Annotated in this window: 24 protein-coding genes; 11 read left to right on the forward strand and 13 right to left on the reverse strand. The window is 69.5% G+C overall.

Going from position 1 to position 24030, the window contains the following annotated elements; genetic code table 11:
• Window positions 1–146 precede the first annotated feature (146 nt).
• Window positions 147–1289, forward strand: a complete 1143-nt coding sequence (gene pstS / locus AC0QSG_RS11775; RefSeq protein ID WP_475375524.1) for a phosphate ABC transporter substrate-binding protein PstS — start codon at window positions 147–149, stop codon at window positions 1287–1289.
• 21 nt (window positions 1290–1310) lie between these two features.
• Here pstS and AC0QSG_RS11780 read toward each other — a convergent pair whose 3' ends face one another.
• A complete protein-coding gene (locus AC0QSG_RS11780) occupies window positions 1311–2459 on the reverse strand; it encodes a lipid II:glycine glycyltransferase FemX (protein WP_475375525.1) in 1149 nt (382 codons plus the stop codon).
• Window positions 2460–2564: 105 nt separating this feature from the next.
• Between AC0QSG_RS11780 and AC0QSG_RS11785 the strand changes: the two genes are divergently transcribed.
• The 3 genes from AC0QSG_RS11785 to AC0QSG_RS11795 are packed head-to-tail and all read left to right on the forward strand — an operon-like array spanning window position 2565 to window position 5514.
• Window positions 2565–2894 carry a metal-sensitive transcriptional regulator gene (locus AC0QSG_RS11785; protein ID WP_475375526.1) on the forward strand — a complete coding sequence of 110 codons (330 nt, stop codon included), beginning with the start codon at window positions 2565–2567 and terminating at the stop codon, window positions 2892–2894.
• Between the two features lie 22 nt (window positions 2895–2916).
• The gene (locus AC0QSG_RS11790; RefSeq protein WP_435728055.1) at window positions 2917–3141 is read left to right on the forward strand and encodes a heavy-metal-associated domain-containing protein; all 225 of its coding nucleotides are present in this window, start codon (window positions 2917–2919) and stop codon (window positions 3139–3141) included.
• Window positions 3142–3153: 12 nt separating this feature from the next.
• The gene (locus AC0QSG_RS11795; protein WP_475375527.1) at window positions 3154–5514 is read left to right on the forward strand and encodes a heavy metal translocating P-type ATPase; all 2361 of its coding nucleotides are present in this window, start codon (window positions 3154–3156) and stop codon (window positions 5512–5514) included.
• Between the two features lie 6 nt (window positions 5515–5520).
• On the opposite strand, the gene AC0QSG_RS11800 is transcribed toward AC0QSG_RS11795, so the two are convergent.
• Window positions 5521–6465 carry an EamA family transporter gene (locus tag AC0QSG_RS11800; RefSeq protein WP_475375528.1) on the reverse strand — a complete coding sequence of 315 codons (945 nt, stop codon included), beginning with the start codon at window positions 6463–6465 and terminating at the stop codon, window positions 5521–5523.
• 88 nt (window positions 6466–6553) lie between these two features.
• Here AC0QSG_RS11800 and AC0QSG_RS11805 point away from each other — a divergent pair, with 88 nt between their 5' ends.
• Window positions 6554–7111: a CGNR zinc finger domain-containing protein gene (locus tag AC0QSG_RS11805; RefSeq protein ID WP_475375529.1), complete on the forward strand. Its 558-nt coding sequence runs from the start codon at window positions 6554–6556 to the stop codon at window positions 7109–7111.
• Window positions 7112–7201: 90 nt separating this feature from the next.
• Window positions 7202–7528: a hypothetical protein gene (locus AC0QSG_RS11810; RefSeq protein ID WP_435728051.1), complete on the forward strand. Its 327-nt coding sequence runs from the start codon at window positions 7202–7204 to the stop codon at window positions 7526–7528.
• 2 nt (window positions 7529–7530) lie between these two features.
• Here AC0QSG_RS11810 and AC0QSG_RS11815 read toward each other — a convergent pair whose 3' ends face one another.
• The 5 genes from AC0QSG_RS11815 to AC0QSG_RS11835 form a co-directional block, all read right to left on the reverse strand.
• Window positions 7531–7833, reverse strand: a complete 303-nt coding sequence (locus tag AC0QSG_RS11815; RefSeq protein WP_475375530.1) for a hypothetical protein — start codon at window positions 7831–7833, stop codon at window positions 7531–7533.
• 36 nt (window positions 7834–7869) lie between these two features.
• Window positions 7870–8448: a hypothetical protein gene (locus AC0QSG_RS11820; RefSeq protein ID WP_475375531.1), complete on the reverse strand. Its 579-nt coding sequence runs from the start codon at window positions 8446–8448 to the stop codon at window positions 7870–7872.
• Window positions 8449–8476: 28 nt separating this feature from the next.
• Window positions 8477–8713: a PDZ domain-containing protein gene (locus tag AC0QSG_RS11825; protein WP_475375532.1), complete on the reverse strand. Its 237-nt coding sequence runs from the start codon at window positions 8711–8713 to the stop codon at window positions 8477–8479.
• A gap of 10 nt (window positions 8714–8723) precedes the next feature.
• Window positions 8724–9458, reverse strand: coding sequence for a S1C family serine protease (locus AC0QSG_RS11830; RefSeq protein WP_475375533.1), 735 nt, complete (start codon window positions 9456–9458; stop codon window positions 8724–8726).
• Between the two features lie 65 nt (window positions 9459–9523).
• A complete protein-coding gene (locus AC0QSG_RS11835; RefSeq protein ID WP_475375534.1) occupies window positions 9524–10888 on the reverse strand; it encodes an MATE family efflux transporter in 1365 nt (454 codons plus the stop codon).
• 62 nt (window positions 10889–10950) lie between these two features.
• On the opposite strand from AC0QSG_RS11835, the gene AC0QSG_RS11840 reads away from it, so the two are divergent.
• Window positions 10951–11814: an NYN domain-containing protein gene (locus AC0QSG_RS11840; RefSeq protein WP_475375535.1), complete on the forward strand. Its 864-nt coding sequence runs from the start codon at window positions 10951–10953 to the stop codon at window positions 11812–11814.
• A 14-nt stretch (window positions 11815–11828) separates the two neighbouring features.
• On the opposite strand, the gene AC0QSG_RS11845 is transcribed toward AC0QSG_RS11840, so the two are convergent.
• The 5 genes from AC0QSG_RS11845 to AC0QSG_RS11865 form a co-directional block, all read right to left on the reverse strand.
• A complete protein-coding gene (locus AC0QSG_RS11845; protein ID WP_435728075.1) occupies window positions 11829–12995 on the reverse strand; it encodes an MFS transporter in 1167 nt (388 codons plus the stop codon).
• Window positions 12996–13055: 60 nt separating this feature from the next.
• Window positions 13056–13817 carry a CPBP family intramembrane glutamic endopeptidase gene (locus AC0QSG_RS11850; protein ID WP_435728045.1) on the reverse strand — a complete coding sequence of 254 codons (762 nt, stop codon included), beginning with the start codon at window positions 13815–13817 and terminating at the stop codon, window positions 13056–13058.
• Window positions 13818–13872: 55 nt separating this feature from the next.
• Complete coding sequence (locus tag AC0QSG_RS11855; protein WP_475375536.1) at window positions 13873–15894, reverse strand: ABC transporter ATP-binding protein; 2022 nt, start codon at window positions 15892–15894, stop codon at window positions 13873–13875.
• Entirely contained in the window at window positions 15895–17628 is a 1734-nt protein-coding gene (locus AC0QSG_RS11860) for an ABC transporter ATP-binding protein (protein WP_475375537.1), read from the reverse strand.
• A 237-nt stretch (window positions 17629–17865) separates the two neighbouring features.
• Window positions 17866–18663 carry a dioxygenase family protein gene (locus AC0QSG_RS11865; RefSeq protein ID WP_475375538.1) on the reverse strand — a complete coding sequence of 266 codons (798 nt, stop codon included), beginning with the start codon at window positions 18661–18663 and terminating at the stop codon, window positions 17866–17868.
• Between the two features lie 145 nt (window positions 18664–18808).
• On the opposite strand from AC0QSG_RS11865, the gene AC0QSG_RS11870 reads away from it, so the two are divergent.
• From AC0QSG_RS11870 to AC0QSG_RS11885, 4 genes are all read left to right on the forward strand, one after another.
• Entirely contained in the window at window positions 18809–19921 is a 1113-nt protein-coding gene (locus AC0QSG_RS11870; protein ID WP_435728041.1) for a WD40/YVTN/BNR-like repeat-containing protein, read from the forward strand.
• 8 nt (window positions 19922–19929) lie between these two features.
• Window positions 19930–20217, forward strand: a complete 288-nt coding sequence (locus AC0QSG_RS11875) for a MoaD/ThiS family protein (RefSeq protein ID WP_475375539.1) — start codon at window positions 19930–19932, stop codon at window positions 20215–20217.
• 32 nt (window positions 20218–20249) lie between these two features.
• Window positions 20250–21284: a pirin family protein gene (locus AC0QSG_RS11880; RefSeq protein ID WP_475375540.1), complete on the forward strand. Its 1035-nt coding sequence runs from the start codon at window positions 20250–20252 to the stop codon at window positions 21282–21284.
• Window positions 21285–21362: 78 nt separating this feature from the next.
• On the forward strand, window positions 21363–21878 hold the full coding sequence (locus AC0QSG_RS11885) for a GyrI-like domain-containing protein (protein WP_475375541.1): 516 nt from the start codon (window positions 21363–21365) through the stop codon (window positions 21876–21878).
• 42 nt (window positions 21879–21920) lie between these two features.
• Here the strand turns inward: AC0QSG_RS11885 and dnaB are convergent, their stop codons facing one another.
• Window positions 21921–23297: a replicative DNA helicase gene (gene dnaB / locus AC0QSG_RS11890; RefSeq protein ID WP_435728037.1), complete on the reverse strand. Its 1377-nt coding sequence runs from the start codon at window positions 23295–23297 to the stop codon at window positions 21921–21923.
• Window positions 23298–24030 lie beyond the last annotated feature (733 nt).

Consider the following 24030-nt stretch of genomic DNA (forward strand, 5'->3'; position numbering starts at 1 on the left):
AGGTGCCGCACAGCGTGGCTCGGTAACGTGGTACTTGCCTCTCAAGGTGCGAGTGAGCGAGTGATGGTGAAGGCCCCAGTCCCCCGGACTGGGGCCTTCTGCCGTTGTCGTCCGCCACGCCCCCGGATGTCCGTACACTGGCTCTCATGCATTTCAGGTCGACGCCCCGTCCCCTCCCCGTCCGACACCGCCGTGCCGCGGCCGCATTCGCCGGCGCCGCCGTCGTCCTGACGCTCGCCGCCTGCGGTTCCGACTACCCGCTCGGCGAAGAGCAGCGGCGCGCGGCCGAAGCCAACGCGTCCGACCTCTCCGGAACCATCACCGGCGTCGGATCCTCGGCCCAAAGCGCAGCGATGTCCACGTGGATCTCGAGCTTCAGTGCGCTGAACCCGGGTGTACGCGTGCAGTACTCCCCGGCCGGCTCGGGCGCGGGACGCACCGCCTTCCTCGCCGGCGGCGCCGCGTTCGCCGGCTCCGACGCGTATCTGGACGACGAGGAGATGGAGGACGCGAAGGCGTACTGCGGACCCGGCGGCGCGATGAACATCCCCGCCTACATCTCCCCCATCGCCCTGGCCTTCAACCTCCCGGGCATCAAGGAGGTCAATCTGGATGCCGAGACCGTCGCGGGCATCTTCCGCGGTGAAATCACCAATTGGTCGGATCCGGCGATCGCCGCGCTGAACGAGGGCGTCGACCTCCCGGACATGCGCCTCACCGCGGTCCACCGCTCCGACGACTCCGGAACCACGGAGAACTTCACCGACTACCTGCACGCAACGGCGCCGGACACCTGGACGGACGAGGAGGACGGCTCCTGGCCCTCGGGGCTCGGCGGCGAGAATGCGCAGGGCAACGCCGGCGTCATGAGCACCGTCACCCGCACCGCGGGATCCATTGCCTACGTGGACGATTCCGTCGCCGGAAAGACCGCGGGCAAGGCCAAGCTGAAGGTCGGCGACGAGTTCGTGGCCGTCAGCGCCGAAGCCGCCGCGCTGGCCGTCGACGCGGCCCAGCCCGTCGAGGGACGCGGCGAGCACGACTTCGCGCTGAAGCTGGACCGCGGCACCACCGCGCCCGGCGCGTACCCGCTGGTCCTGGTCTCCTACCAGATCTACTGCGCGTCCTACCCCGACCCGGAGACGGTGGAGCTGGTCAAGGCCTTCGGCAAGTACGCGGTCAGCGACGAGGGCCAGCAAACGGCCGCCGACTCGGTTGGGAGCGCGCCGATGCCGGACGCCCTCGCCGAGCGCGCGAACGCCGCCGTCGAGAGCATCACCACCCGGTAGACAACCGGGGCACGACGCCGGCTAGTGCTTGGAGCGCTTCTTCATGTACAGGTTGAATCCGGCCGCCAGCGGGCGGTTGAGCGCGTAGTCCCACTCGCCGACCGTCTGGACGACGTCGCAGCCCAGCGTCGTCTTGAACAGGGTCAGCCCCGCGAGGTGGTGCTCCTTGTCCAGGGTCGCCGAGACGCCGCCGTGGTCCAGGAAGCGGCAACCCTCCGCCAGCGAATCCTCCACCATGCGGTGGATCAGGGCCTTCGGCGCGAAGAGCTTGCGTTCGGCGGCCGACGACGCCCCGTACACGTACCAGGCGCCGTGCCCGCTGTGCACGCGGATGGCGGCGGCGAGGTCGCGCCCCTCGTGCACGGCGAAGTACACCGTGCACGTCCCCGGCGCGTGGGCGTTGAGCTCGTTGAACATGGTGGTGAAGTAGTGCGCCGGCCGCCCGGTGAATCCGTCGCGCTCGGCGGTCTCGCGGTAGATGGCGTGGAAACGCTCGATGTCCCCCTCCCCGCCCGTCTGGACCTCGAGGGGTCCCGACGCTGCCTTGCGGGTCTCGCGGCGGGCGTTCTGGTTCATGCCCGCGAGGACACCATCCACGTCGAGGGGCGTTCCGTCGTCGGACACCAGCGGGATCCGGGCCTGGAACTCGGGCTGGCCGGCGGCGAAGTCCTCGCCGACGTCCTGCTTGCGCCAGTCCGTGGTGCGCAGCTGGGCCGCCACGAGGGCGGCGCGTCCGTCGTCGTGCGCCGGTTCCAGCTCGGTGACCAGCGAGTGGCCGCCCGCGGAAAGCGCCTTGCGGACCGCCGCACCGGTCCAGCGGCGGCCGATCAGCGGCACACCCATCCGCACCAGGAAAACGCGGTTGCGGCGGAAGTGCGCCAGCATGGGCTCGAAGACGTCCGGCGCGGAGACGGACTCCCAGTCCATCACCGGACCCTCCGGGAGATAGGCCAGAGTCCATTTGATGACGGGCGCCGGACGGTGGAGGACCTGCGCGGAACCCCGGAGCTCGCCCGCGGCATCGAACCAGCCCAGGTATTCGGCGCGCCATTCGCGCTTGACGCCGGACCAGGCCGGCAGCTGCAGGAAGCTGGACTCGGGGCGCGTGGCCAGGTGGGCGCGGTGCTCGTCGTGGGTGATCGGGCGGACGGAAAGCTGGTTCACTGGCACCGGGACAGCATAGCAACGGGGCCCGTCCCGGCGGGTTCGGCGCACCGGAAGGATACCCTTAGGGGGTACTTGACCCCGGATACCCACCGGGGGTATATTTGCAGCATGTCAACGGAACCAGCGCGCGGGGACGAACACCGCGAACACGCCTACACCACGGACACGGAGGGGCTCCTTCGGCGGCTCGGCCGGATTGAAGGACAGGTGCGCGGCATCGCCCGCATGGTCGAGGAAGAAAAGTACTGCATCGACATCCTCACGCAGGTCTCGGCCGTCAACGCCGCCCTCCACAAGGTCAGCCTGGGACTGGTGGAGGGACATATCGCCCACTGCGTCGTCGGCGCCGCGCGCGACGCCGAAGCCACCGGCAACCCGGAAATCGTCAACGAAAAGGTCCGCGAGGCATCGGCCGCCATCGGCCGCCTGCTGCGCTGACACCCCCTTGAAAGGAACCACCATGAACACCAAGACCATCAGCATCGACGGCATGACCTGCGGCCACTGCGTCGCCTCTGTCACCGAGGAAATCCAGTCCATCGCCGGCGTCCAGGACGTCCAGGTGGAACTCGTCGCCGGGGGCGTGTCCACCGCGACCGTCACCTCCGCCACGGACGTCAGCGAGGCGACGCTCAGCGAGGCCGTCGCCGAGGCCGGCTACACCGTGGTGGGAAACAACGCGTAAGGAGGCAAAGCCATGGGCAACGAGGACACGGCCGGAGGTGCCGGCCGGATTGTCGAGCTGGACATCCGGGGAATGACCTGCGCCTCGTGCGTAGGTCGGGTCGAGCGCAAGCTCGGCAAGATCGAAGGCGTCGAGGCGCTGGTCAACCTGCCGCTCGAGTCCGCGCGGGTCACCGTCCCGCACGAGGTCACCGACCAGCAGCTCATCGACACCGTCGGCTCGGCCGGCTACCAGGCCAGCCTCAAGCGCGATGCCCACGCCCACCACCCCCCGGGCGCCCCCGGCGCCACGACGGGGAACGACGACGGCGCTGGCCCGGGATCCGGCGGCTCTCCCGGGGCTCCCGCGGACCACGCGGTCCACGCGGTCCACGGCGCTGACGACCACATGGGACACGGGGGCACGGCACGCCAGCTGGCGCCGCGGCTCATCGTCGCCGCCATCTTCACGGTGCCGCTGTTCATCGTCTCCATGGTCCCCGCCGCGCAGTTCCCGCACTGGGGCTGGGTGGCGTTCGCCCTCGCGACGCCGGTGACCCTCTGGTCCGGTTGGCCGTTCCACCGGGCAGCCGCAATCAATGCCCGCCACGGCGCGTCCACCATGGACACGCTGGTGTCCATCGGCGTGCTCGCCGCCTACTTCTTCTCCGCCTGGCAGCTCATCGCGGACCCCGGCCTCACCGAACACGCGGGCACCGGCATGGCGATGGATGGGGCCGGACACCAGCTCTACTTCGAAGTGGCCGGCGTCGTTGCGACGTTCCTGCTGCTCGGTCGGTTCCTCGAGGCGCGCGCCAAGGCCCGCGCCGGCGACGCACTGAAGTCCCTGTTGGACCTGGGCGCGAAGGAGGCCACGGTCGTGCGCGACGGACGCGAGGTCCGCGTCCCCGCCGCCGATCTGGTCCCCGGCGACGAGTTCGTGGTGCGTCCCGGCGAGAAGATCGCCACCGACGGCTACGTCGTCGAGGGCGCCTCCGCCGTCGACACCTCCCTGATCACCGGCGAATCCGTGCCGGTGGACGTCGGTCCGGACGACACCGTCACCGGCGCCACGATCAACGCCTCCGGCCGGCTCCTGGTCCGTGCCACGCGCGTGGGCCGCGACACCACGCTGGCGCAGATGGGGCGCCTGGTCTCCGAGGCGCAGACCGGCAAGGCGCCGATCGCCCGGCTCGCCGACCGCATCTCGGCCGTCTTCGTGCCGATCGTACTGGCCATCGCCGTGCTGACGTTCGTGCTCTGGCTGGCCATCGGCGGCGAACTGGGACCGGCGTTCACGGCCGCGGTCACCGTGCTGGTGATCGCCTGCCCGTGCGCGCTGGGCCTGGCCACGCCGATCGGCCTGCTGGTCGGCACCGGCCGCGGGGCCCAGCTGGGCATTCTCATCCGCGGCCCGCAGGTCCTCGAGGACACACGCCGGGTGGACACGGTCCTGCTGGACAAGACCGGCACCGTCACCGAGGGCAAGCTGTCAGTCGTGGACGTCGAAACGCTCGGGGACTTCGGCCGCGAACAATTGCTGTCCCTCGCCGGGGCGGCCGAATCCGGATCCGAACACCCGATCGCCCGCGCGATCGTCGAGGCCGCCGAGGAGGCCGACGGCTTCCGCCGGGTCGCCTCCACGGTGCGGGACTTCGCCTCCGAGGCGGGCGGCGGTGTCCGCGCGGACGTCGGCGGCGCCGTCGTGCTGGCGGGCAAGGCCCAGTGGCTGGCCGACAACGGCGTCGAGCTCCGGGACACCGATTACGCCGCGCTCCACGCCGCCCAGGACAAGGGCACGACGGCGGTGCTGGTCGCCGTCGACGGTGGTGTGGCCGGCGTCCTAGGCCTGCGCGACACCGTGAAGGCGGGATCCGCGGGCGCGATCTCCCGACTGCGGGCCCTGGGCCTGCGTCCCGTGTTGCTCACCGGCGACAACGGACCGGTCGCACGTCAGGTGGCGGCCGAGGTGGGGATCGACCCGGATGCGGTGTTCTCCGACGTGCTGCCGGAGGGCAAGGTGGAGGCGGTTCGCCAGTTGCAGGCGGCCGGCGCGGTCGTTGCCATGGTCGGCGACGGCGTGAACGACGCCCCCGCGCTGGCGCAGGCCGATCTCGGCATCGCCATGGGGTCCGGGACCGACGTGGCCATCGAGGCCGCGGACATCACCGTGATGGGCAACGACGTAGCCCAGGTCGGGCAGGCGATCGAGCTGTCCCGCAAGACGCTCGCGACGATCAAGGCCAACCTGTTCTGGGCGTTCCTCTACAACACGCTGGGCATCCCCGTGGCGGCGTTGGGCCTCCTGAACCCGATGCTCGCCGGCGCGGCGATGGCGGCCAGCTCCGTGCTGGTGGTCGCGAACAGCCTCCGGCTTCGGCGGTTCGGGCGGTAAGGCGAGTCAGGGCGAGCGGATCTCGTCGGCGCGCACCAGCAGAACGCCGCCGACGATCAGCGACCCGCCGAGCAGCTGGATCCCCGCCGGCATCTCGCCGAGCAGCAGCCAAGCCCACAGGACGGCGAACAGGACCTCGGTCAGCGAGACGAACGACGCCAGCTTGCTGCCCAGGGCGCGTGCGGCCATGATGCCGGAAACGTACGCGATCACCGTCGCGACCACCACGAGTCCGAGCAGCGCGACCCACCACGGCGTCGCGAAGCCCACGAAGTCGACGTCCGTGAACGTGGCCTCCATCGGCAGCAGGCGCACGGCACCGAGGAGGAACATCAGGACGGCACCCACCACCAGGCCTCCCGTGGCCAGCACCAGCGGCGGGAGCGTGGCGTTGGCCTTGGCGGTGATGAAGAAATACACGGCCAGCCCGACGGCGGCGGCGAGCCCCCACAGCACGCCGATCGGGTCCACGCGCTCGGTTCCCGTCAGGTTCAGCACCAGGACGAGCCCGAGCAACGAGACCACGGTCCCGGCGATGGTGAGCGGGGCCGGAAGGCGCCGGCTCCGCGCCCAGAGGGTCAGGACGATCAGGACGGGCGCCAGGTACTCGAGGAGCAGCGCGACCCCCACGCTCAGCCGCTCGACGGCCTGGAAGTAGGAGAACTGGCAGATGCCGACGCCAAAGAGCCCGAACAGGCTGATCGGCTTCCAGTTCTCCAACACGGTCGCCCACCGCCCGCGCAGGACGACGAGCGTGGGAATCAGGAGGATCAGCGCCGCACCGGCCATGCGGGCCCCAACCGCCGCTCCGCTGGACCATCCCGACTCCAACAGCGGTTTCGCGAAGGATCCCGAGATCCCGAAAACCGCCGAGGAGAAGAGCGCGATCCAAATGCCCGTCATTGCGGGGCTACGGAGGGCGGTCTTCCCCGGTGCTTGTTGCGTTGCCATGGCCTGCTTTCGGGTGTCATAAGTAAAATCGCATACACTAATGACAAGAAACATACGCCCAATCCACCGAAGTTCGACAGGAGCGAAAATGAGCTTTGCACCTGACACCCTGGTTGCACTCGGATCCGTCGTGAATCTGGTCAACACCGCGGAGACGGATATCGACGGACTCCTGACGCGCGCCGATCTGGACGAGTTCCTGGCCCGGGAGCAGTTCACCGGATCGCGCACGCATTCGGCGGGCGAGTTGCGCGCGGTGCGCCAGCTCCGGGCCACGCTGAGATCCATCTGGCTGGCCGACGAGGACGCGGCGGTCGCCACGGTGAACAACATCCTGCGCAACGCCCGCGCTCTTCCCCAGCTCGTGAAGCACGACCATTGGGACTACCACCTGCACGCCACGACGCCGGAGGCCCCGCTGGCCGAACGCATGGCCGTCGAGGCCGCCATGGCGTTCGTCGACGTCCTGCGGTCCGGGGAGCTGGAGCGGTTGCGGGTCTGCGCCGCGGACGACTGCGGCGCCGTCGTGCTCGATCTGTCTCGGAACCGCTCCAAGATGTACTGCGACACGGGGAACTGCGCCAACCGCGAGCATGTCCGGGCCTATCGGCGGCGGCGCGCACGGGCGGGCGGGACGGACGGGTAGTCCGCAGGTGTGCCGTCCACGCGGGGGCATCCGGTCATAGACTGGGGTCAGGCGGTTCCACCCGCCGCAGGAACCACGAAAGGAACGACCGTGACCCACGAGATTCCGGCCGCGCACGCCTCGGCCGACTACGACGTCGATCTGGAAAAGGCAACCGACGGACCGTTCAAGGCCGCCGGACGCTGGTTCGTGGGCATCGCGGACGCGGTGCTCGGCGGCGACGGCTCGGACGCCATGGGCGCGACGGCGGTGGTCCGCCGCATCGACAACAACGCCGAGGTACTGCGCATCACGGGCAACAACATCGACGAGGCGGAGGGTCTTGTGGCCCTCATCCGGCGCGACCTCGAGGAAATGACCCGCGAACAGTTCCTGCGGGAATGGGACGGCAAGGACGGCGTCGAGACCGCCTCCTGAAGCTAGCCCTTGGGCCTGCGGCGGTCCGGGTTCAGCGAGGAACGGTTCACGCCGGCACCCCCGCCGTGGCTCTTCGGGTTGTCCTTGCTTGCCATCGTCAGCACGGAAATAACCAGCAGGCTCGCCACGAAGGCGATGCCGAACGCGGTCAATCCGATGTCGATGCGGAACGGCTCGTCGGAGCCTCCGGTGGCGAAGACGGACGCGGCCACGCCTGCGACCAGGCCCAGGACCACCGAGAAGGTCAACGGCGCCTTGATGCTCTGCTGCCAGTCGGGCTTCTGCTGGGACGGGTTGTTGCCCACGGGGGTTCCTCCTGAAGGGATGGTGTGGCTCCCAGTCTAGCGAGGTTCGGCGGGGCGTCTGGCATCGTGCCGGTACCCGAACGCGGCGATCAGGCCGAACACGGCCACGATGATCGCACCACCGCCGGCGATGCCGAACAGCCCATGCGCGTCCAGATCGAGTCCCATCGCGAGCGACCCGAGCAGGCCGACGCCGGTCCCGACGGAGACCACACCCGTCACCAGAAAATCCCGAACGGCCACGAGACCGGCGCGGCGACGGAGCCAGGCGGTCAGTTCCATCAGTCCCGACAGCACCAGCGCGGAACCTCCGGCAAGGGCCACGGCACTCCCACCCGGCATGAGCAACATGGAGACGGCGGCGAGCGACCAGGCGATCGCGGCTCCGCCGAGGAGTCCGCGGACGGGCGAGGGAACGACGGCGGCCTGTGCGAAATCCCACACGGCCTTGGAGGTCAGAACCAGGTACGCGGCGAACGCGTAGGCGAACACGTTCTCACCCGGCGTTGGCCAGAACACGGAGAGCCCACCGAAGACCGCGGCCACCACGGACCGGAACATCACGGGTTTCCAGAGCGCTTCGGCGATTTCGGGGGGTGTCGTCAGGGCAGGCACCTCCCGATTCTAGTTCGCGACGGCCCGGTCAGTTGGTGCCGCTGGCATCCAGGACCGCCGAACCCGTCCGGTTCGCGCCATCGGCGTCCTTCCACGACATCGACACCGTGTCCCCGGGCTCGTGGTCCGAGAGGGTCCGCGCCAATTCCCCGTGGTCGCCGACGTCGACACCGCCGATCGCCGTGATGGTCGAGCCGACGGTCAGGCCCGCCGCGTCCGCGACCGATTCCGGCGTTACGTCCACGACCGCGGCGCCCGCCTCCATCGGTTGTCCGTCACCCCGGGGCCCAGATGCAGCGGCGGCGGGCGAGGCGACCGCCACGCCGAGCGCCGCATCGGGGCCGATGTCCACGGCCCCCGACTCCGGTCGAGGCCGCGGTGGTCATGCCGACGACCTCGCCGTCCGCGTCCCGGGTGGTGAGAGAATCGCCGGTCGACTCCAACACGCCCGCGACGGTCGTCAGGTAGCCCTGGCCGCGACCGTTGCCGATCGCGGCGACCGCCTCGCCGGGCCGGGTTCCGTCGTCGTCCATGGACACGGTCTCCAGTGCGGACGTGTCCTTGAGCTGGAGGACGGCGACGTCGTTCGCCTCGTCCTTGCCCACGACCGTGGCCGTGTGGACGGCCCCGGTGTCCGCCACGGTCACCCGCACCTCGGTCGAGTCCTCCACCACGTGGTGGTTCGTGAGGGCCAGGCCGCCGGACGTCAGGACCATTCCGGTGCCGGCGCCTCCGCCGGAGGCGGTCTCGGTCTTAACCAGCAACACGCCCGCGGCGTCCGTGCGGGTGCCCGGGTCGACGGCGGTCGACGTGGCGGCCGCCGCGGAGCCGCTGTAGCCGCTGTATCCGTGGCCCAACGAGCTGCCGGCCCCCTCCAACGCGGGGTCAACGGCGGTTGCCGAGGCGGCCGGCGCGACGCACGCCACTGCGAAGGCGGCGAGGCTGGCGCCGGCGCCGACACGGAGGGCAAGGGGGTGGCGGGTGGTGCAGTTTGCGGGATTCGTGTCCATGCATCCTTTCGGGAGGGCGATGTATCCATTCCATCCCATCCGCCCGTGCCCCGTCCCAGCGGAGGCTATGTCTGCGCTGTGAGTCCCGCGGACTCCCCCATCCATGCGTCGCCGCGCACGCGCCAGAGCAACGTGGCCGCCCGGGCGCACATGAACACGACGCCGAAGGCGAGCCACAGCCAGAGAATCGCCGACGTGCCGGGAAGGTCGGTCAGGGCGACGAGCCACAGCAGCGGCAGGTACACGACCAGGGTCACGACGCCCGCGATTGAGAGGTACCGTGCGTCCCCGGCCCCGATCAGCACGCCGTCCAGGACGAACACCAGTCCGCACACCGGCTGCGCGGCGGCCAGGACCCACAGGCCGACGGCCGCGGCGCGCTGGACATCGGCGTCGGATGTGAACAGCGCGCCGACGAACGGGGCGGCGAGCGCCAGCAGCACGCCGGTGGCCACGCCAAACAGCAGGCCCCAGCGCGTCATCGTCGCGGTCAGCCGGCGGGCCATGGCCGTGTTGCCGGCGCCGAGCTCCTTGCCGATCAGGGCCTGCGCGGCGATGGCGAGCGCGTCCAGGGCGAACGCCAGGAACGTGAAGAGCGTGAACACCAACTGGTGTGCGGCCAGCGTGAGGGTGCCGTGGGACGTAGCCACCCAGACGGTCGCCAGCAGGGCCAGCCGCAGGGAGGCGGTGCGCAGCATCAGCCAGGACCCGACCCTCCCGGTGGCGAGCATGCCGCCACGGCTCGGCCGCAGCCGCACGCCCTCCGCGCGGGTCCGGGGCACCAGCAGCCAGAGGTAGACGGCCGCCATGCCCCACTGCGCGATCGACGTGCCGAGCGCCGAGCCGGCAACGGACATCCCTGCGCCGTAGACGAGGGCGTAGTTCAGCACGATGTTCGCGCCGAATCCGACGCCGGCCACCACCAGGGGCGTCTTCGTGTCCTGCAGTCCGCGCAGGACTCCGGTCGCGGCGAGGACCAGCAGCATCGCGGGCAGGCCGGGCATGGACCAGCGGAGGTAGTCGACGGCGAAGGCGAGCGCGGCCCCTTCGGCCCCCATGGCGCCCAACAGCGCCGGCGCTGACAGCCATCCGGCCACCGCCAGCACCGCGCCCAGCGCGACGGCCAGCCAGATACCGTCCCGTCCCGCCGCGAGGGCGAGGTCCCGGCGTCGTGCTCCGACATGGCGGGCGACGGCCGGCGTCGTGGAGTAGGCGAGGAAGATCATGAGTCCGACGGCGGTGTGCAGCACCGTGGTGCCCAGGCCGGCGCCGGCGAGTTCGTCGATGCCGAGGTGGCCGACGATCGCCGTGTCGGCGATGAGGAACAGCGGTTCGGCTATGAGGGCGCCGAGCGCGGGGACGGCGAGCGCGAGGATCGTGCGGCCCAGATGGCGCGGCTCGGCGGCGTCCGCGCGGGGGTCAGGGGTCACCTTGACAGCCTAGTGCGGCGCCGGCGGTAGGCTTGCCGGTAAATCGTGGACTGGGGGGTCTGATGGCTAGTGGTGTGCCACCGCGGCGAAACGTCGCCGTTCTTGTGGATTTGGAGAACCTGTTCGGCGGATACGGTCGGACAGTGGGCGCCGTCCCGCTCGGGAACCTGGTCACGGAGGTGCGCCGCGTGGTGGAACACACCGGCGTCGGCGCTGGCCTGGCCGTGGTCCGCGCGTACGCCAACTGGGCGCACCCGGACATGTTCGCATACCAGGGCGACATCCAGCGCCACGGGATCGAACCGGTGCAGGTCTTCTCCTTCGGAGCCCGGGTGAAGAATGCGGCGGACATCGAGCTGTGCGTCGACGCGCTGGCCGTCGCCCACGACTCCCCGTGGATCGACACCTTCGTGGTGGTCACGGGCGACGGGGGCTTCATCCCGCTGGTGCGGCGGCTCCACGCGCTCGGGAAATACGTCGTGGTCGTCTCCGGTGGCCACGAGGACGCCGGCATCTCCAGCCACATGCTCCGTTCCGTGGCCGACGACGCGTACGAGTTCGGCCCGCTGGGGCTGACTGCCACCCCCGTCGCGGACCGGATCGAGGCGAAGACGCCGGCGAAAAAGGCCATGACGCCGTCCGTCCCACCCAAGTCGGCAGCGAAGCAGGCCGTTCCGGCCCTCGCGGATGCACCGACCCTCGAGGCCTACAAGGAGACCGTCCAGTCGCTGATCGGCGCAAACCCCGCCTTGGTCGTCGATGGCAAGGTCGCCGGCTCGGCGCTGGGCTCGCTCCTGCGGAAGCAGTGGCCCGAAACCACCCACAAGGACTTCGGCAGCGCAACGCTGGGCGCCTTCCTGCGGTTGCACCTGGCCCTCGAAATGGCGCGGCCCGTTGCGGGCGGCGGCAAGCCCGCCGGCATGTGACTGTCCCCCGCGGATCAGGCTCCGGCCGGTGCCGCGCCGTCCCGCAGCGCCCCGGTTGCGATGGCCGCGGCCAGAACCAGTAGCAACCCCACCAGGCCGGCCGCCCCGGGCCAACCCCACGGGGCGAACGCCAGTCCCACGGCCCAGCCGAAGAGGCTCGATCCGCCGTAGTAGGCCAGGTTGTAGAGGCTGGCCGCCTGCGCGCGGCCGCCCACCGCGAGCGCGGGGACCCAGCCGCTGGCCACGGCGTGGGCCGAGAAGAACCCGGCGGTCAGTAGTAGCAGGCCGGCGACGACGGCCGGAAGCCAGTCGATGAGCGTGACCGCGAGGCCCGCCCCCATGGCCCCGATCGAACCCAGCAGCACGGGCAGTCGTCCAAACCGGCCTACGAGGGCGCCGGACCTGCGCGAGGACCACGTCCCGGACAGGTACGCCAGGAACACCAGGGAACCCAGCGAGACCGGGATGAGGAACGGCGGCGCCTCCAGTCGGAAGCCCAGGTAGTTGTACACGGCGACGAATCCTCCCATCAGCAACAGGCCCTGCGCGTAGAGCGCCAGCAATCGCGAGCTGCGCAGGTTCCGGACGAGCAACAGGCGCAGCGGAACGGCGTCGGCCGATCTTCGTGGAACCGGCACGAACCCGCGCGGCCGCGGCGCCGACGCGATGAACACCGCCGCCGCGACCGCGGCGAGAAGACTCACGGCGAGGGTGCCCACGCGCCAGTTGACGAACTCGCTCAGCGGTCCGGCCACCAGGCGTCCGGCCAGGCCGCCCAGCGACGTCCCGGAGATGTACGTCCCCGCAGCGACGGCCGCGTGCAGCGGTGCGACCTCCTCGCTCAGGTACGCCAGAGCGACCGCCGGTATGCCGCCCAGCGCCAGCCCTTCGACGAAGCGGACGGCCAACAAAGTCTCGTAGGTCGGAGCCGCGGGAACCAACAGGCCCAGCGCGACGGCGGCGACGACCGCGACCGTCATGGTGCGGAGCCTTCCGTAGCGGTCGGCGGCAGCGGACCACCCGAGGACGGCGACGGCGAGGCCGAGGGTCGCCGAGGAAACGGCGAGCGCCGCCTGGGATTCGGCGACCCGGAGGTCGCGCGAGAGCTCCGGAAGGACGCCCTGGACCGAGTACAGCTGGGCGAACGTGGCCACGCCGGCCGCGAAAAGGGCCAGGATCATCCGCCGGTACCCCGGAGTTCCGTGCGCGTGGCCGGCCCAGCCGTCCGGTTCGCGGGCCACCTACTGTTCCAGCAGCGGGAGCACGGTGTAGGCGATCGCCAGGGCCACGCCGTTGTTGAACACGTGCAGGATGTACGCGTACGCCAGGGACTTGCCGCTGAGGACGTAGGCCACGCTGATCACCGTGCCGAGCGTCAGGTACGGAACCAACGACGTCGGATCGAAGGACCCGGTTCCTATGAAGTGGATGCCCGCGAACAAGACGATCGAGATCGCGACGCAGACCCAGACGTTGATCCTGCGGCTCAGCTTGCCGATCAGGAGGTGGCGGAAAACGTACTCCTCCACGAACGGACCCATCACCACGGCCACGACGAACATCGTGGGGAACGGCACCGACGTCGTCATGCCTTCGATCGCCAGCTGGTTTTCGCTCTTCACCGCCTCGCCCATGGTCATCAGGACGCTGGCGGTGATGATGAGGCTCCCGAGCCACGCGCCGGGGATCAGGAAGCCCTTGGCCCACGGGTGGTACCGGAACGTGCGCAGCGAGGAGGCCAGGGCGCCGACGCCCATGATCATCGATGCCGTGAACAGCACCGCGTAGGCGACGAGGTTGACCGCGAACGACGCGCTGTCCGGCGTCGTGAACGTCTCGTGGAAGCCGGGCACCAGCGTGAGCAGGCCGGCGAGCCCGACAACGAACAACAGCACGTACGCCAGCAGGACCACCGCGTCCCCGCGGCGGAAGGGTCCCGGATCGAAGACGGGTTGCCGGCGCCGTGGCGCGGGTGTGGGGAACTGGCCCGGGACGTGCTGCATGCCGACCAGCCTATCTCCGCCCGCCCCCGCCACCCGAAGTGGACATTACCGGGGGTTAGTTAACCGCGGTATTGTCCACTTCGCGTGGTTCGGTGGGGGACGGGGCGGCGAACTGCGAGACGTAGAGGCGGTGGTACGCGCCACGGGCCGCCAGCAGCGCCTCGTGGTTGCCCTGCTCCACGATGCGCCCGGACTCCATCACCAGGATGGTGTCGGCGTCCCGGATCGTGGAGAGCCGGTGGGCGATCACGAAACTCGTCCGGTCCGTGCGCAGGGCGGCCATGGCGTGCTGGACCAGGAGCTCGGTGCGCGTGTCCACGGAGGACGTCGCCTCGTCCAGGATCAGCAGCGACGGGTTCGCCAGGAACGCCCGGGCGATGGTGATCAGCTGCTTCTCCCCCGTGGAGACGTTGGTCCCCTCGTCGTCGATCACCGTGTCGTAGCCCTCCGGCAGCGCCCGGACGAAACGGTCGACGTAGGTCGCCTCCGCTGCGGCCAGGACCTCCTCCTCGGTCGCGTCCAACCGCCCGTAGCGGATGTTGTCCCGGATGGAGCCGTTGAACAGCCACGCGTCCTGGAGCACCATGCCCACCTTGGAGCGCAGTTCGGCCCGCGACAGGGACGTGACGTCCACGCCGTCGACCGTGATCCACCCGCCGTCGAGCTCGTAGAAGCGCATGACCAGGTTCACCAGCGTGGTCTTGCCTGCCCCGGTCGGCCCCACGATCGCGACCGTGTGGCCGGGATGCGCCTCGAAGGACAGGTCCTCGATGAGCGGCTTCTCCGGATCGTAGGAGAACGTCACGCCGTGGAATCCCACGTGGCCGTCCGTGCGTTCCGGCAGGCTCGCCGTGGCGTTCTCGCGGTCCTGCTCGTCGGCGTCGAGCAGCTCGAACGTGCGCTCGGCCGAGGCGACGCCGGACTGCAGCATGTTCGCCATGCCCGCCATCTGGCCCAGCGGCTGGGTGAACTCGCGCGAGTACTGGATGAACGCCGTCGCGTCGCCCAGCGTCATCTGCCCGGAGGCCACGCGCAGGCCGCCGACGACGGCGATCCCAACGTACGCCAGGTAGGAGATGAACTGCATGACCGGGAAGATGGTCCCCGAGACGAACTGCGCGCCGAATGACGCCTTGAACAGCTCCTCGTTGCGTTCCTCGAACCTCGCCCGCGCATCGTCCTCGCGGCCGAAGACCTTCATCAGGTCGTGGCCCGAGAACGACTCCTCGATCTGGCCGTTGAGCGAGCCGGTGGACTTCCACTGCGCGGCGAAAAGTCCCTGCGCCCGCGTGCCGATCAGGGCGGCGGCGGCTCCGGAGAGCGGCAACGCGACGAGCGCGATCAGCGCCATCTGCCAGGACACGATGAACATCATGACGATGATGCCGATCACCGTCAGAAGTGATTGCACCAGCTGGGCGAACGCCTGCTGCAGCGCGTTCTGGATGTTGTCCACGTCGTTGGTCACCCGCGAGAGCACGTCGCCGCGCTGGCGGGTGTCGAAGTAGTTCAGGGGCAGGCGGTTGAGCTTGTCCTCGACGTCCCGGCGTAGGTTGTACACCACGCGCATGACGAGGCGGTTGAGGATGTAGCCCTGCGCCCACATGAACGCCGACGCCACGAAGTACATGGCCAGCACGATCATGATCAGGCGGCCGAGCTCCACGAAGTCGATTCCGGCGCCCGGGACCACGGCCATCCCGGAGAGCATGTCCGCGAGGTCGTTCTGTCCCTCGGCGCGCAGCCCCGCGATGACCTGGTCCTGCGTGGCGCCCTGCGGCAGGTTCTTTCCGACGACGCCGGAGAAGATCACGTCCATCGCCCGGCCCAGGATCCGGGGGGCGATGACGGTCAGCACCACGCTGGCCGAGACGAACACCAGCACCACGGCCATGGCCAGCCTCTCCGGGGCCAGCAGGCCGATCAGCCGCGCGGCGGACGGCCAGAAACGCTTGGCCTTCCGGACGGACTGCTGCCCGCCCCAGCCGTCGTCCATGGACATGTCCTCGAATTCCTCGACCACGGGCGACGTAGTGGCCCCGGCCCGCGCTTCGCTTTCCCTGTTGCGCTTTCCCATCTAGGCCACCTCCTCCACGCTGCTCTGCGACTCGACGATTTCCCGGTACGTTTCCGAGGTTTCCAGCAGCTCGCCGTGCGATCCGCGGGCGACGACGGCGCCCCGGTCCAGCACCAGGATCTGGTCCGCCTCGGTGATGGTGGAAACCCGTTGGGCGACGATGACCACCGCCGCGTCCCGCGTGGGCCCCTTGAGGGCCGCCCGCAGCCGCGCGTCCGTCGCGACGTCCAACGCCGAGAACGAATCGTCGAAGAGGTACACGGAGGGACGGGCCACCAGCGCGCGGGCGATGCAGAGCCGCTGCCGCTGTCCGCCGGACACGTTCGTCCCGCCTTGGGACACGGGTGATTCGAGACCCTCGGCCCGCTCGCGCACGAAGTCGGCGGCCTGCGCTGTCTCGAGGGCCTCCCACAGCTCGGCCTCGGTGGCCTCCGGCCTGCCGAAGCGCAGGTTGGACGCGATGGTCCCGGAGAAGAGGTACGGCCGCTGCGGCACCGCGGCCACGCGCTCGGAGATCTGCGCGCGCGTCATCGCCCCCACGGGGACGCCGTCCAGCAGGACGTCGCCCGCGTCGGCGTCGTACAGCCGCGGGATGAGGTTCAGCAGCGTGGTCTTGCCGGCTCCCGTGGAGCCGATGATCGCCGTCGTCTTGCCCGGTTCGGCGGTGAAGGTCAGGCCCGACAAAACCGGCGCGGCGGCGCCGGGGTACCCGAACGCGACGCCGCGGAACTCGACCGTTCCCGTGCGCGGGACCTCGACGGCCGGCGTGGGCGGGTCGCGAAGCGAGGGCTCGACGTCGAGCACCTCGGCGATGCGCTCGGCGCACACCGCGGCGCGCGGGATCATCATCGCCATGAAGGTGCCCATCATGACGGCCATGAGGATCTGCAGCAGGTACTGCAGGAACGCGGTCAGCGCGCCGACCTGCATCTCGCCGGAATCAACGCGCTGCCCGCCGAACCAGAGGACGGACGCGGTGGCGAGGTGGAGGACCATCCCGATGAGCGGGAACATCAGCACGAACAGGTTGCCGACCTTGACGCCGACTTCGGTCAGGCGCTCGTTGGCGGCCGCGAAGCGCTGGGTCTCGTACGGTTCCCGGACGAACGCGCGGACCACGCGGATCCCGATGATCTGCTCGCGCAGGACGCCGTTGATGGAGTCGATGCGCTCCTGCATCAGGCGGAAGAGGGGCATCAGCAGGTAGACCAGGAAACCGACGACCACCACGAGCACCGGCACGGACACCCAGACCAGCCAGGACAGGCCCGGGTCCTCGCGGAGGGCCATGATGATGCCGCCGATGCACATGATCGGCGTGGAGACCATGAAGTTCAGCCCCATGAGCACCAGCATCTGCACCTGCTGGACGTCGTTCGTGCCGCGGGTGATGAGCGTCGGTGCCCCGAACCGGTTCACCTCGCGCGCCGAAAACGCGGACACGGTGTGGAAGACGCCGCTGCGCAGGTCCCGCCCGATCGCCATGGCCGTCTTCGCGCCGAAGTACACGGCGGCGACGGCGGTCAGCACCTGCGCGAACGCGACGGCGAGCATCACGCCGCCGGTGCGCCAGATGAAGTCCGTGTCCCCCTGCGTGACGCCCTCGTCGATGATCCGGGCGTTGAGGCTGGGCAGGAACAGCGTCGCGATGGTCGTGGCCAGCTGGAGCAGCAGCACGGCCGCGATCCAGCGCTTGTATGGCTTGGAGTACTGGAGGATGAGTCGCAAGAGCATGGGTCCAAGTCCTTCTTCAAACGCCCCACGGCCTCGCGGTGGCGGAGGATCTCGGGAGCGACCGACGCAATTGCGACGGGGCAAGGCACACTTTAGCCTCCGGTCTTCGTGCGGGGGATCCGCCGGAGGGATGATTTCGCGACTACCCACCCCACCGCGCCCCGCCTCCCGAAGTGGACATGACCGCGGGTAATAAACCGCGGTCATGTCCACTTCGGGGGGTGGGGGTGCAGGAGGTCAGCCCAGGGTCCAGGACCGTTTCGACAGGCCGAACCAGAATCCGTCGATGGCGGTCTTCGCCTCTATGCCGCCCGAGGCATATGCCGCTCCGAGGGCGACGTAGAGGGGCGCCCAGTGCTCGGACCGCGGGTGCGCCTCGCGGGCGGCGGGAGCCTTGTGCAGGAAGTCCAGGATGGAATCGATGTCGCCGCGGCCCATGGCCTCCTCGGCCCAGTGGTCGAATTCGCTGGATGCCGTCGGCGGCGCCACGTCCGGTCCCGCCGACGGGTTGAACCAGCGGAGGTTGTGCGTGGTGAACCCCGAGCCCACGATGAGCGTTCCTCGCTCGCGCAGCGGCGCCAGGGACTTCCCGAGTTCGAAGAGTCCCTGCGGATCCAGCGTCGGCATGGACATCTGCACCACCGGCACGTCCGCATCCGGGAACATTTCCTTCAGTGGAACGTAGGCACCGTGGTCCAACCCGCGCTCCTCGTCGCGCTCGACGTGGTGGCCGTGGTCGCCGGCCAGGCGGGCGACCTCGTCGGCCAGCTCGGTGGCCTGCGGCGCGTCGTAGCGCACGTCGTAGTACTTCTGCGGGAAGCCCCAGAAGTCGTAGACCAGCTCGGCGGGACGGCGCGTGGCACTGAGCGTGACGGGCGCGTTTTCCCAGTGGGCCGAGACCATGAGGATGTCCTTGGGCTTGCCGATCTCCCCGGACCAGTCGGCCAGCTCGCGCGTCCAGCGCGCGTCGTCGGCCAGGGGCGGGGCGCCATGGCTGAGGAACAGGACGGGGGGCCGCTCGATTGTCTGCGTCATGGGTCCAGTCTAAACGTTTTTGATTGAATGTTCAAGCATGAAATCACGGTGTGGCTACCTTGGTGGCGAGCGTACGCGGACCCGACGGTAAATGGCATGCCGTAGGCCCTTGCCGGGCAACCAATGCGGTGGTGGACTGTGGGCCATGAGCACCGGAACCACCGATACGGCCACGACGACACTGATCGCCATCGGTACCAAGAAGGGCCTGTGGTTGGCCACCAGCGGGGACCGAGCCAGCTGGAACCTGGGTGAACCGCACTTTCTCAACATCGAAGTCTCCTCGGTGGCGATCGACACGCGGAACGGCGGCACGCGCATCCTCGCCGGCGTGACGGATTGGCACTGGGGGCCCACCGTCGTGTATTCGGACGACCTCGGCGCCACCTGGTCCGAGCCGGAGAACGGCGCCGTCAAGTTCCCCGCGGACACGGACGCCGCACTGGAGCGCATCTGGCACATCCGCCCGGACACGGCGGCCAGGCCCGGCGTCGTATGGGCCGGCTGCGAACCGATCTCCGTGTGGAAGTCGACCGACGGCGGCGAGCACTTCGAGCTCAACCGCGGCCTCTGGGACCATCCCCACCGAACCCAATGGCAACCCGGCGGCGGCGGCGCGACGGCCCACACGATCCTCCCGAACGCCGTGGACGAGAACACCGTCCACGTGGCCATGAGCACGGGCGGGGTCTACCGCTCCCGCGACGCGGGCGCCTCCTGGGAACCCCGCAACAGGGGCATCGCGGCCGGCTTCATGCCGGACGAGGAACCGGAGTTCGGGCAGTGCGTCCACCGCATCGCGGCGGACGCCGGAAACCCGGACCGCCTCTACGCGCAGAACCACGGCGGCGTCTACCGGACGGACGACGCCGGAGACCAGTGGGTCAGCATCGCCGGCGGCCTGCCGGCCGACTTCGGTTTCGTGTTCCTGAGCCACCCGCGCACCCCGGACACGGCGTGGACGGTGCCCCTGCAGGGCGACTACCAGCGCACGCCCGTGGGAACCCGGCTCAGCGTCTACCGCACGAAGGACGCCGGGACGACGTGGGAGGAGCAGCACGCCGGACTTCCCGACGTCGAATGGAACTCCGTGCTGCGCGATGCCGCCGGCGCCGACGACCACGACGGCGACGTGGGCGTCTACTTTGGAACGCGCTCGGGCGAGGTCTTCGCCAGCACCGACGAGGGCGCGAGCTTCACGACCGTCGCCGAACGGCTCCCCGACGTGCTCAGCGTCCGCGCCGCCGTCGTGCGCTAGGGGTTCGCATGGCCAGCGTCACCCTGCAGGTCCCGGCGGTCCTCGCTCCCGCCGTGGGCGGGCGCCGCGTCTTCGAGGTGGAGTGCGACGCCGGGGCGACCGTCGGAGCGGTCCTCGACGCCGTCTCCGCCCAGTTCCCGGTGTTCGCGAGGCGGGTGCGCGACGAGACCGGCAGGGTCCGGCGGTTCGCCAACGTGTTCGTCGGCCGCGACAACATCCGCGACCTCGCCGGGCTGGACACGCCGGCGCCGGACGGCACGCGCATCATGGTCATCCAGTCCGTGGCCGGCGGGTAGCACCCCCGCCGCGGCGCGCCTAGGCTCTCACCATGAGCAACCTGGATCCCGCGCCCGACGAACTGCTGTGCGACGGCCGCGAGGCGGCATCCGCCGCAGTCGAACTCCTGGAGCCCCGCAAGGTCCCGCTCGGCGGACCCCGCGCCATGGACGTGCGGCGCACGCTGCCGCAACGCCAACGGAGCCTCATCGGCGCGTGGTGCTTCCTGGACCACTACGGTCCCGACAACGTGGCCGCCTCGGGCGGCATGCAGGTGCCGCGGCATCCACACACGGGCCTGCAAACGGTGAGTTGGCTCTTCACGGGGCAGGTCGAGCACGTCGACTCGGCCGGCAACGAGGCGACCGTCCGTCCCGGGGAGCTCAACCTGATGACCGCGGGCCGCGGCATCACGCACTCCGAGTTCTCCACACCGGAAACCGAGGTCCTCCACGGCGCGCAGCTTTGGACGGCGTTGCCGGACGCGACGAGGCACATCGAACCGGGCTTCGAGCACTTCCGTCCCGAACCCGTCTCCGGCGACGGGTGGGAAATGCGGGTCTTCCTGGGATCGCTCGGCGGCGGCGTGTCCCCCGTCCGCACACACACGCCGCTGGTGGGCGCCGAGCTGCTGCTCGAACCGGGGACGGAGTGGTCCCTCGCCCTCGATCCGTCGCACGAACACGGCATCCTGCTCGACGCCGGCGAACTGCGCGTCGACGGCCATCCCGTTCCCCGGGACAACCTGGCGTACCTGCCCACCGGGCGCACCGGCGTCGTGCTTGCGGCCGGGGATGAACCGGTGCGCGCGTTGCTGATCGGCGGGGAGCCGCTGGGCGAACAGATCGTCATGTGGTGGAACTTCGTGGGCCGCTCGCACGACGAGGTGGTCGCCTACCGCGCCGCCTACCAGGCCGAAATCGGCCGCGAACCGGCCGTACCGACGGCGGCGGGCGGAACCCCGGAGGAAACCGGAGCGTACGACGACGGAGCCCCCTTCCCGCGCTTCGGCCCGTTTCCCGACGGCCGGCCCGCGCCGCTGCCGGCACCCGCCCTGCCCCAGGTCCGGATGCGGCCCCGGGGCTAGCGTGCCCTGTTGCCGGTGGCGGGGCGGGCGTAGGGTAGCGCCCACCAAGGCTTTCGTCCCCGCAGCGAGGAGCAAACCATGACCCAGCAGCACCCGCATGTGGCTCCCGCCCGGGAGGCTCCCGCGATCCTGAACCTCGCCGAGGCGCGCACCGCCGTCGTCCGCGGCCGGGACATTCCCGCCGAATCTATCGGAGGCTTCTACGACGACTCGTTCCGTGTACTTACCGCATTCCTGAGGGAACGATCGCTGACCGCCGTGGGCCCGGCCTTCGCCCTGCACACGCTCATGCCGGGGCAGACCATGGACCTCGAGGTGGGCTTCGCGATCGACCATCCCCTCTCCGGCGAGCACGCCACGGAGGACGGGACCCTGGTGCACGCGTCCGTCCTGCCCGGAGGAGCCGCGGCCACCGTCTCCCATCTTGACGGCTACGAACAGCTCGCCGCGGCATGGTCGTCGCTCATGGAGTGGGTCCAGGCCAACGGGCACACGCCGGGACTGCCGTTCTGGGAGGTCTACGTCACCGGGCCTTCGCCGGACGGCGACCCCGCGGCAATGCGGACGGACCTCTACCTGCCAGTCGACCGGTAGCCCCGTGTCGCGTCGCGGCGGCGCGCGGGCCGGTGGCCGCGGTTAGAACCCGCCGCCGCCCTCGCTTGCCATGTTGTTGAACCGGGAGTAGTGGCCCTGGAAGGCGACGACCATCGTCTTGGTGGGGCCGTTTCGGTGCTTGGCGACGATCACGTCGGCCTCGCCGGCGCGTGGGGACTCCTTGTCGTAGATATCCTCGCGGTGCAGCAGGATGACCATGTCCGCGTCCTGCTCGATCGATCCGGATTCGCGGAGGTCGGAGATCATGGGCTTCTTGTCGGTGCGCTGCTCGGATCCACGGTTCAGCTGGGAAAGCGCGATGACCGGGACGTCGAGCTCCTTGGCGAGAAGCTTGAGCGCACGCGAGAACTCGGAGACCTCCTGCTGCCGGGATTCCACGCGCTTTCCCGAGCTCATGAGCTGGAGGTAGTCCAGGACGACCATCTTGAGGCCGTGCTTCTGCTTCAGCCGACGGCACTTAGCCCGGATCTCCATGAGCGACATGTTCGGTGAATCGTCGATGTACAGCGGGGCATCGTTGAGGCGGCCCATGGTCGTGGCGATCTTGCCCCACTGCTCGTCCTTGACGGTGCCCTTGCGCAGGTCCTGGAGGCCGATGCTCGCCTCGGCGGAGAGCAGACGCATGGCGATCTCGTTCCGGCCCATTTCGAGGGAGAAGAAGACGGTGGTCATGTTGTTCTTGATGGCCGCGGACCGGGCGAAGTCCAAGGCGAACGTGGACTTTCCGACCGCGGGCCGCGCGGCGATGACGATCATCTGGCCGCCGTGGAGCCCCTGCGTCAACTCGTCGAGCTCGTAGAACCCCGTCGGGACGCCGATCATGCCCTCGCCGCGGCTGCCGGCGGATTCGATCTCGTCGACGGTCCCTTCGATGATGTCGCGCAGCGCCACGTAGTCCTCGGCGGTGCGCCGCTCGGCGACGGCGTAGATCTCCGCCTGGGCCTGGTTGACGATCTCGTCGACCTCGCCGTCCTGCGAGTAGCCCATCTGGACGATCTTGGTGCCAGCTTCGACCAGACGGCGCAGCACCGCGCGCTCGCGGACGATCTCCGCGTAGAACCCGGCGTTGGCCGCCGTGGGAACCGACTGGATCAGCGTGTGCAGGTAGGCGGGGCCGCCGATCCGGGAGATCTCACCCCGCTTCGTCAACAGGTCCGAGACGGTTACTGCGTCCGCGGGCTCGCCCCGGCCGTAGAGGTCGATGATCGCCTCGTAGATCGACTCGTGCGCGGGACGGTAGAAGTCGATGCCTCGGAGGACCTCGACGCAGTCCGCAATGGCGTCCTTGGAAAGCATCATGCCGCCGAGCACACTTTGCTCGGCCACGAGGTCCTGCGGCGGGGTGCGCCCGAACTCCGCCTCCCGCGAACCCTTGGGCTCCGCTTGCGTCAACGACACGACAATTACCTTCCAGGTGAACGTGGGCGGCCTGCGGCGCGCCCTGAAGACTCCAGTATCACAGCGGGTTCCCACACCCTGGGGCCATTGAGTAGCCATGTGGATGGAGCTGTGGCAAACCAGCCTCTTATCCACAATTGGACCGAAGACCTTGCCACCATAGACCCTTAATCGGCCCAGCCCAACACGCTTATCCACAGCCCGTGTGGAGAACCTGTGGGTACTACGGCGTGTTGCGTGCACAGACTGGGGATGACCCTGTGGATGACAAAGTATTTTAGTCCTCAATAGGTGTCTGACTAGGCAGTTAGTAGATGTCGGACAATTGCGGGAAATTAGTTTCCCGAGAACATTCAGGTCGACGTTGCATGTTTACTGCCGAGTAAACACCTAGGGGTGCCACCGGTTACCCACATATCCCCAACTTATCCACAGACACGCCCGCGATTCGTCTCCGCAAGCCGCGCGGGTCGTCCGTTTCCACGGCGTAGGTACCGGGTTCATGCTGGATGACGCAGGGATGACAGGGGCGCCGTGGGTTGGTGGGAGGCGGCGTGGACTGGCCAGGTGTCCCGCGTGCCTGCTTTCGCAGGGTCGGCCACCGCACCATCAGAAGGTCCCCGACCGTGCCGTACCCGACCGGCGGCCAGAGAGCCCCTCTGGCCGCGAACGGTCCTTGTGGCCCGTCTGGGGCACTGCGATACTGTGCGCATGACCGAAGCCAAGACGAAGC

This window comes from Arthrobacter sp. LT660 (assembly GCF_056172845.1).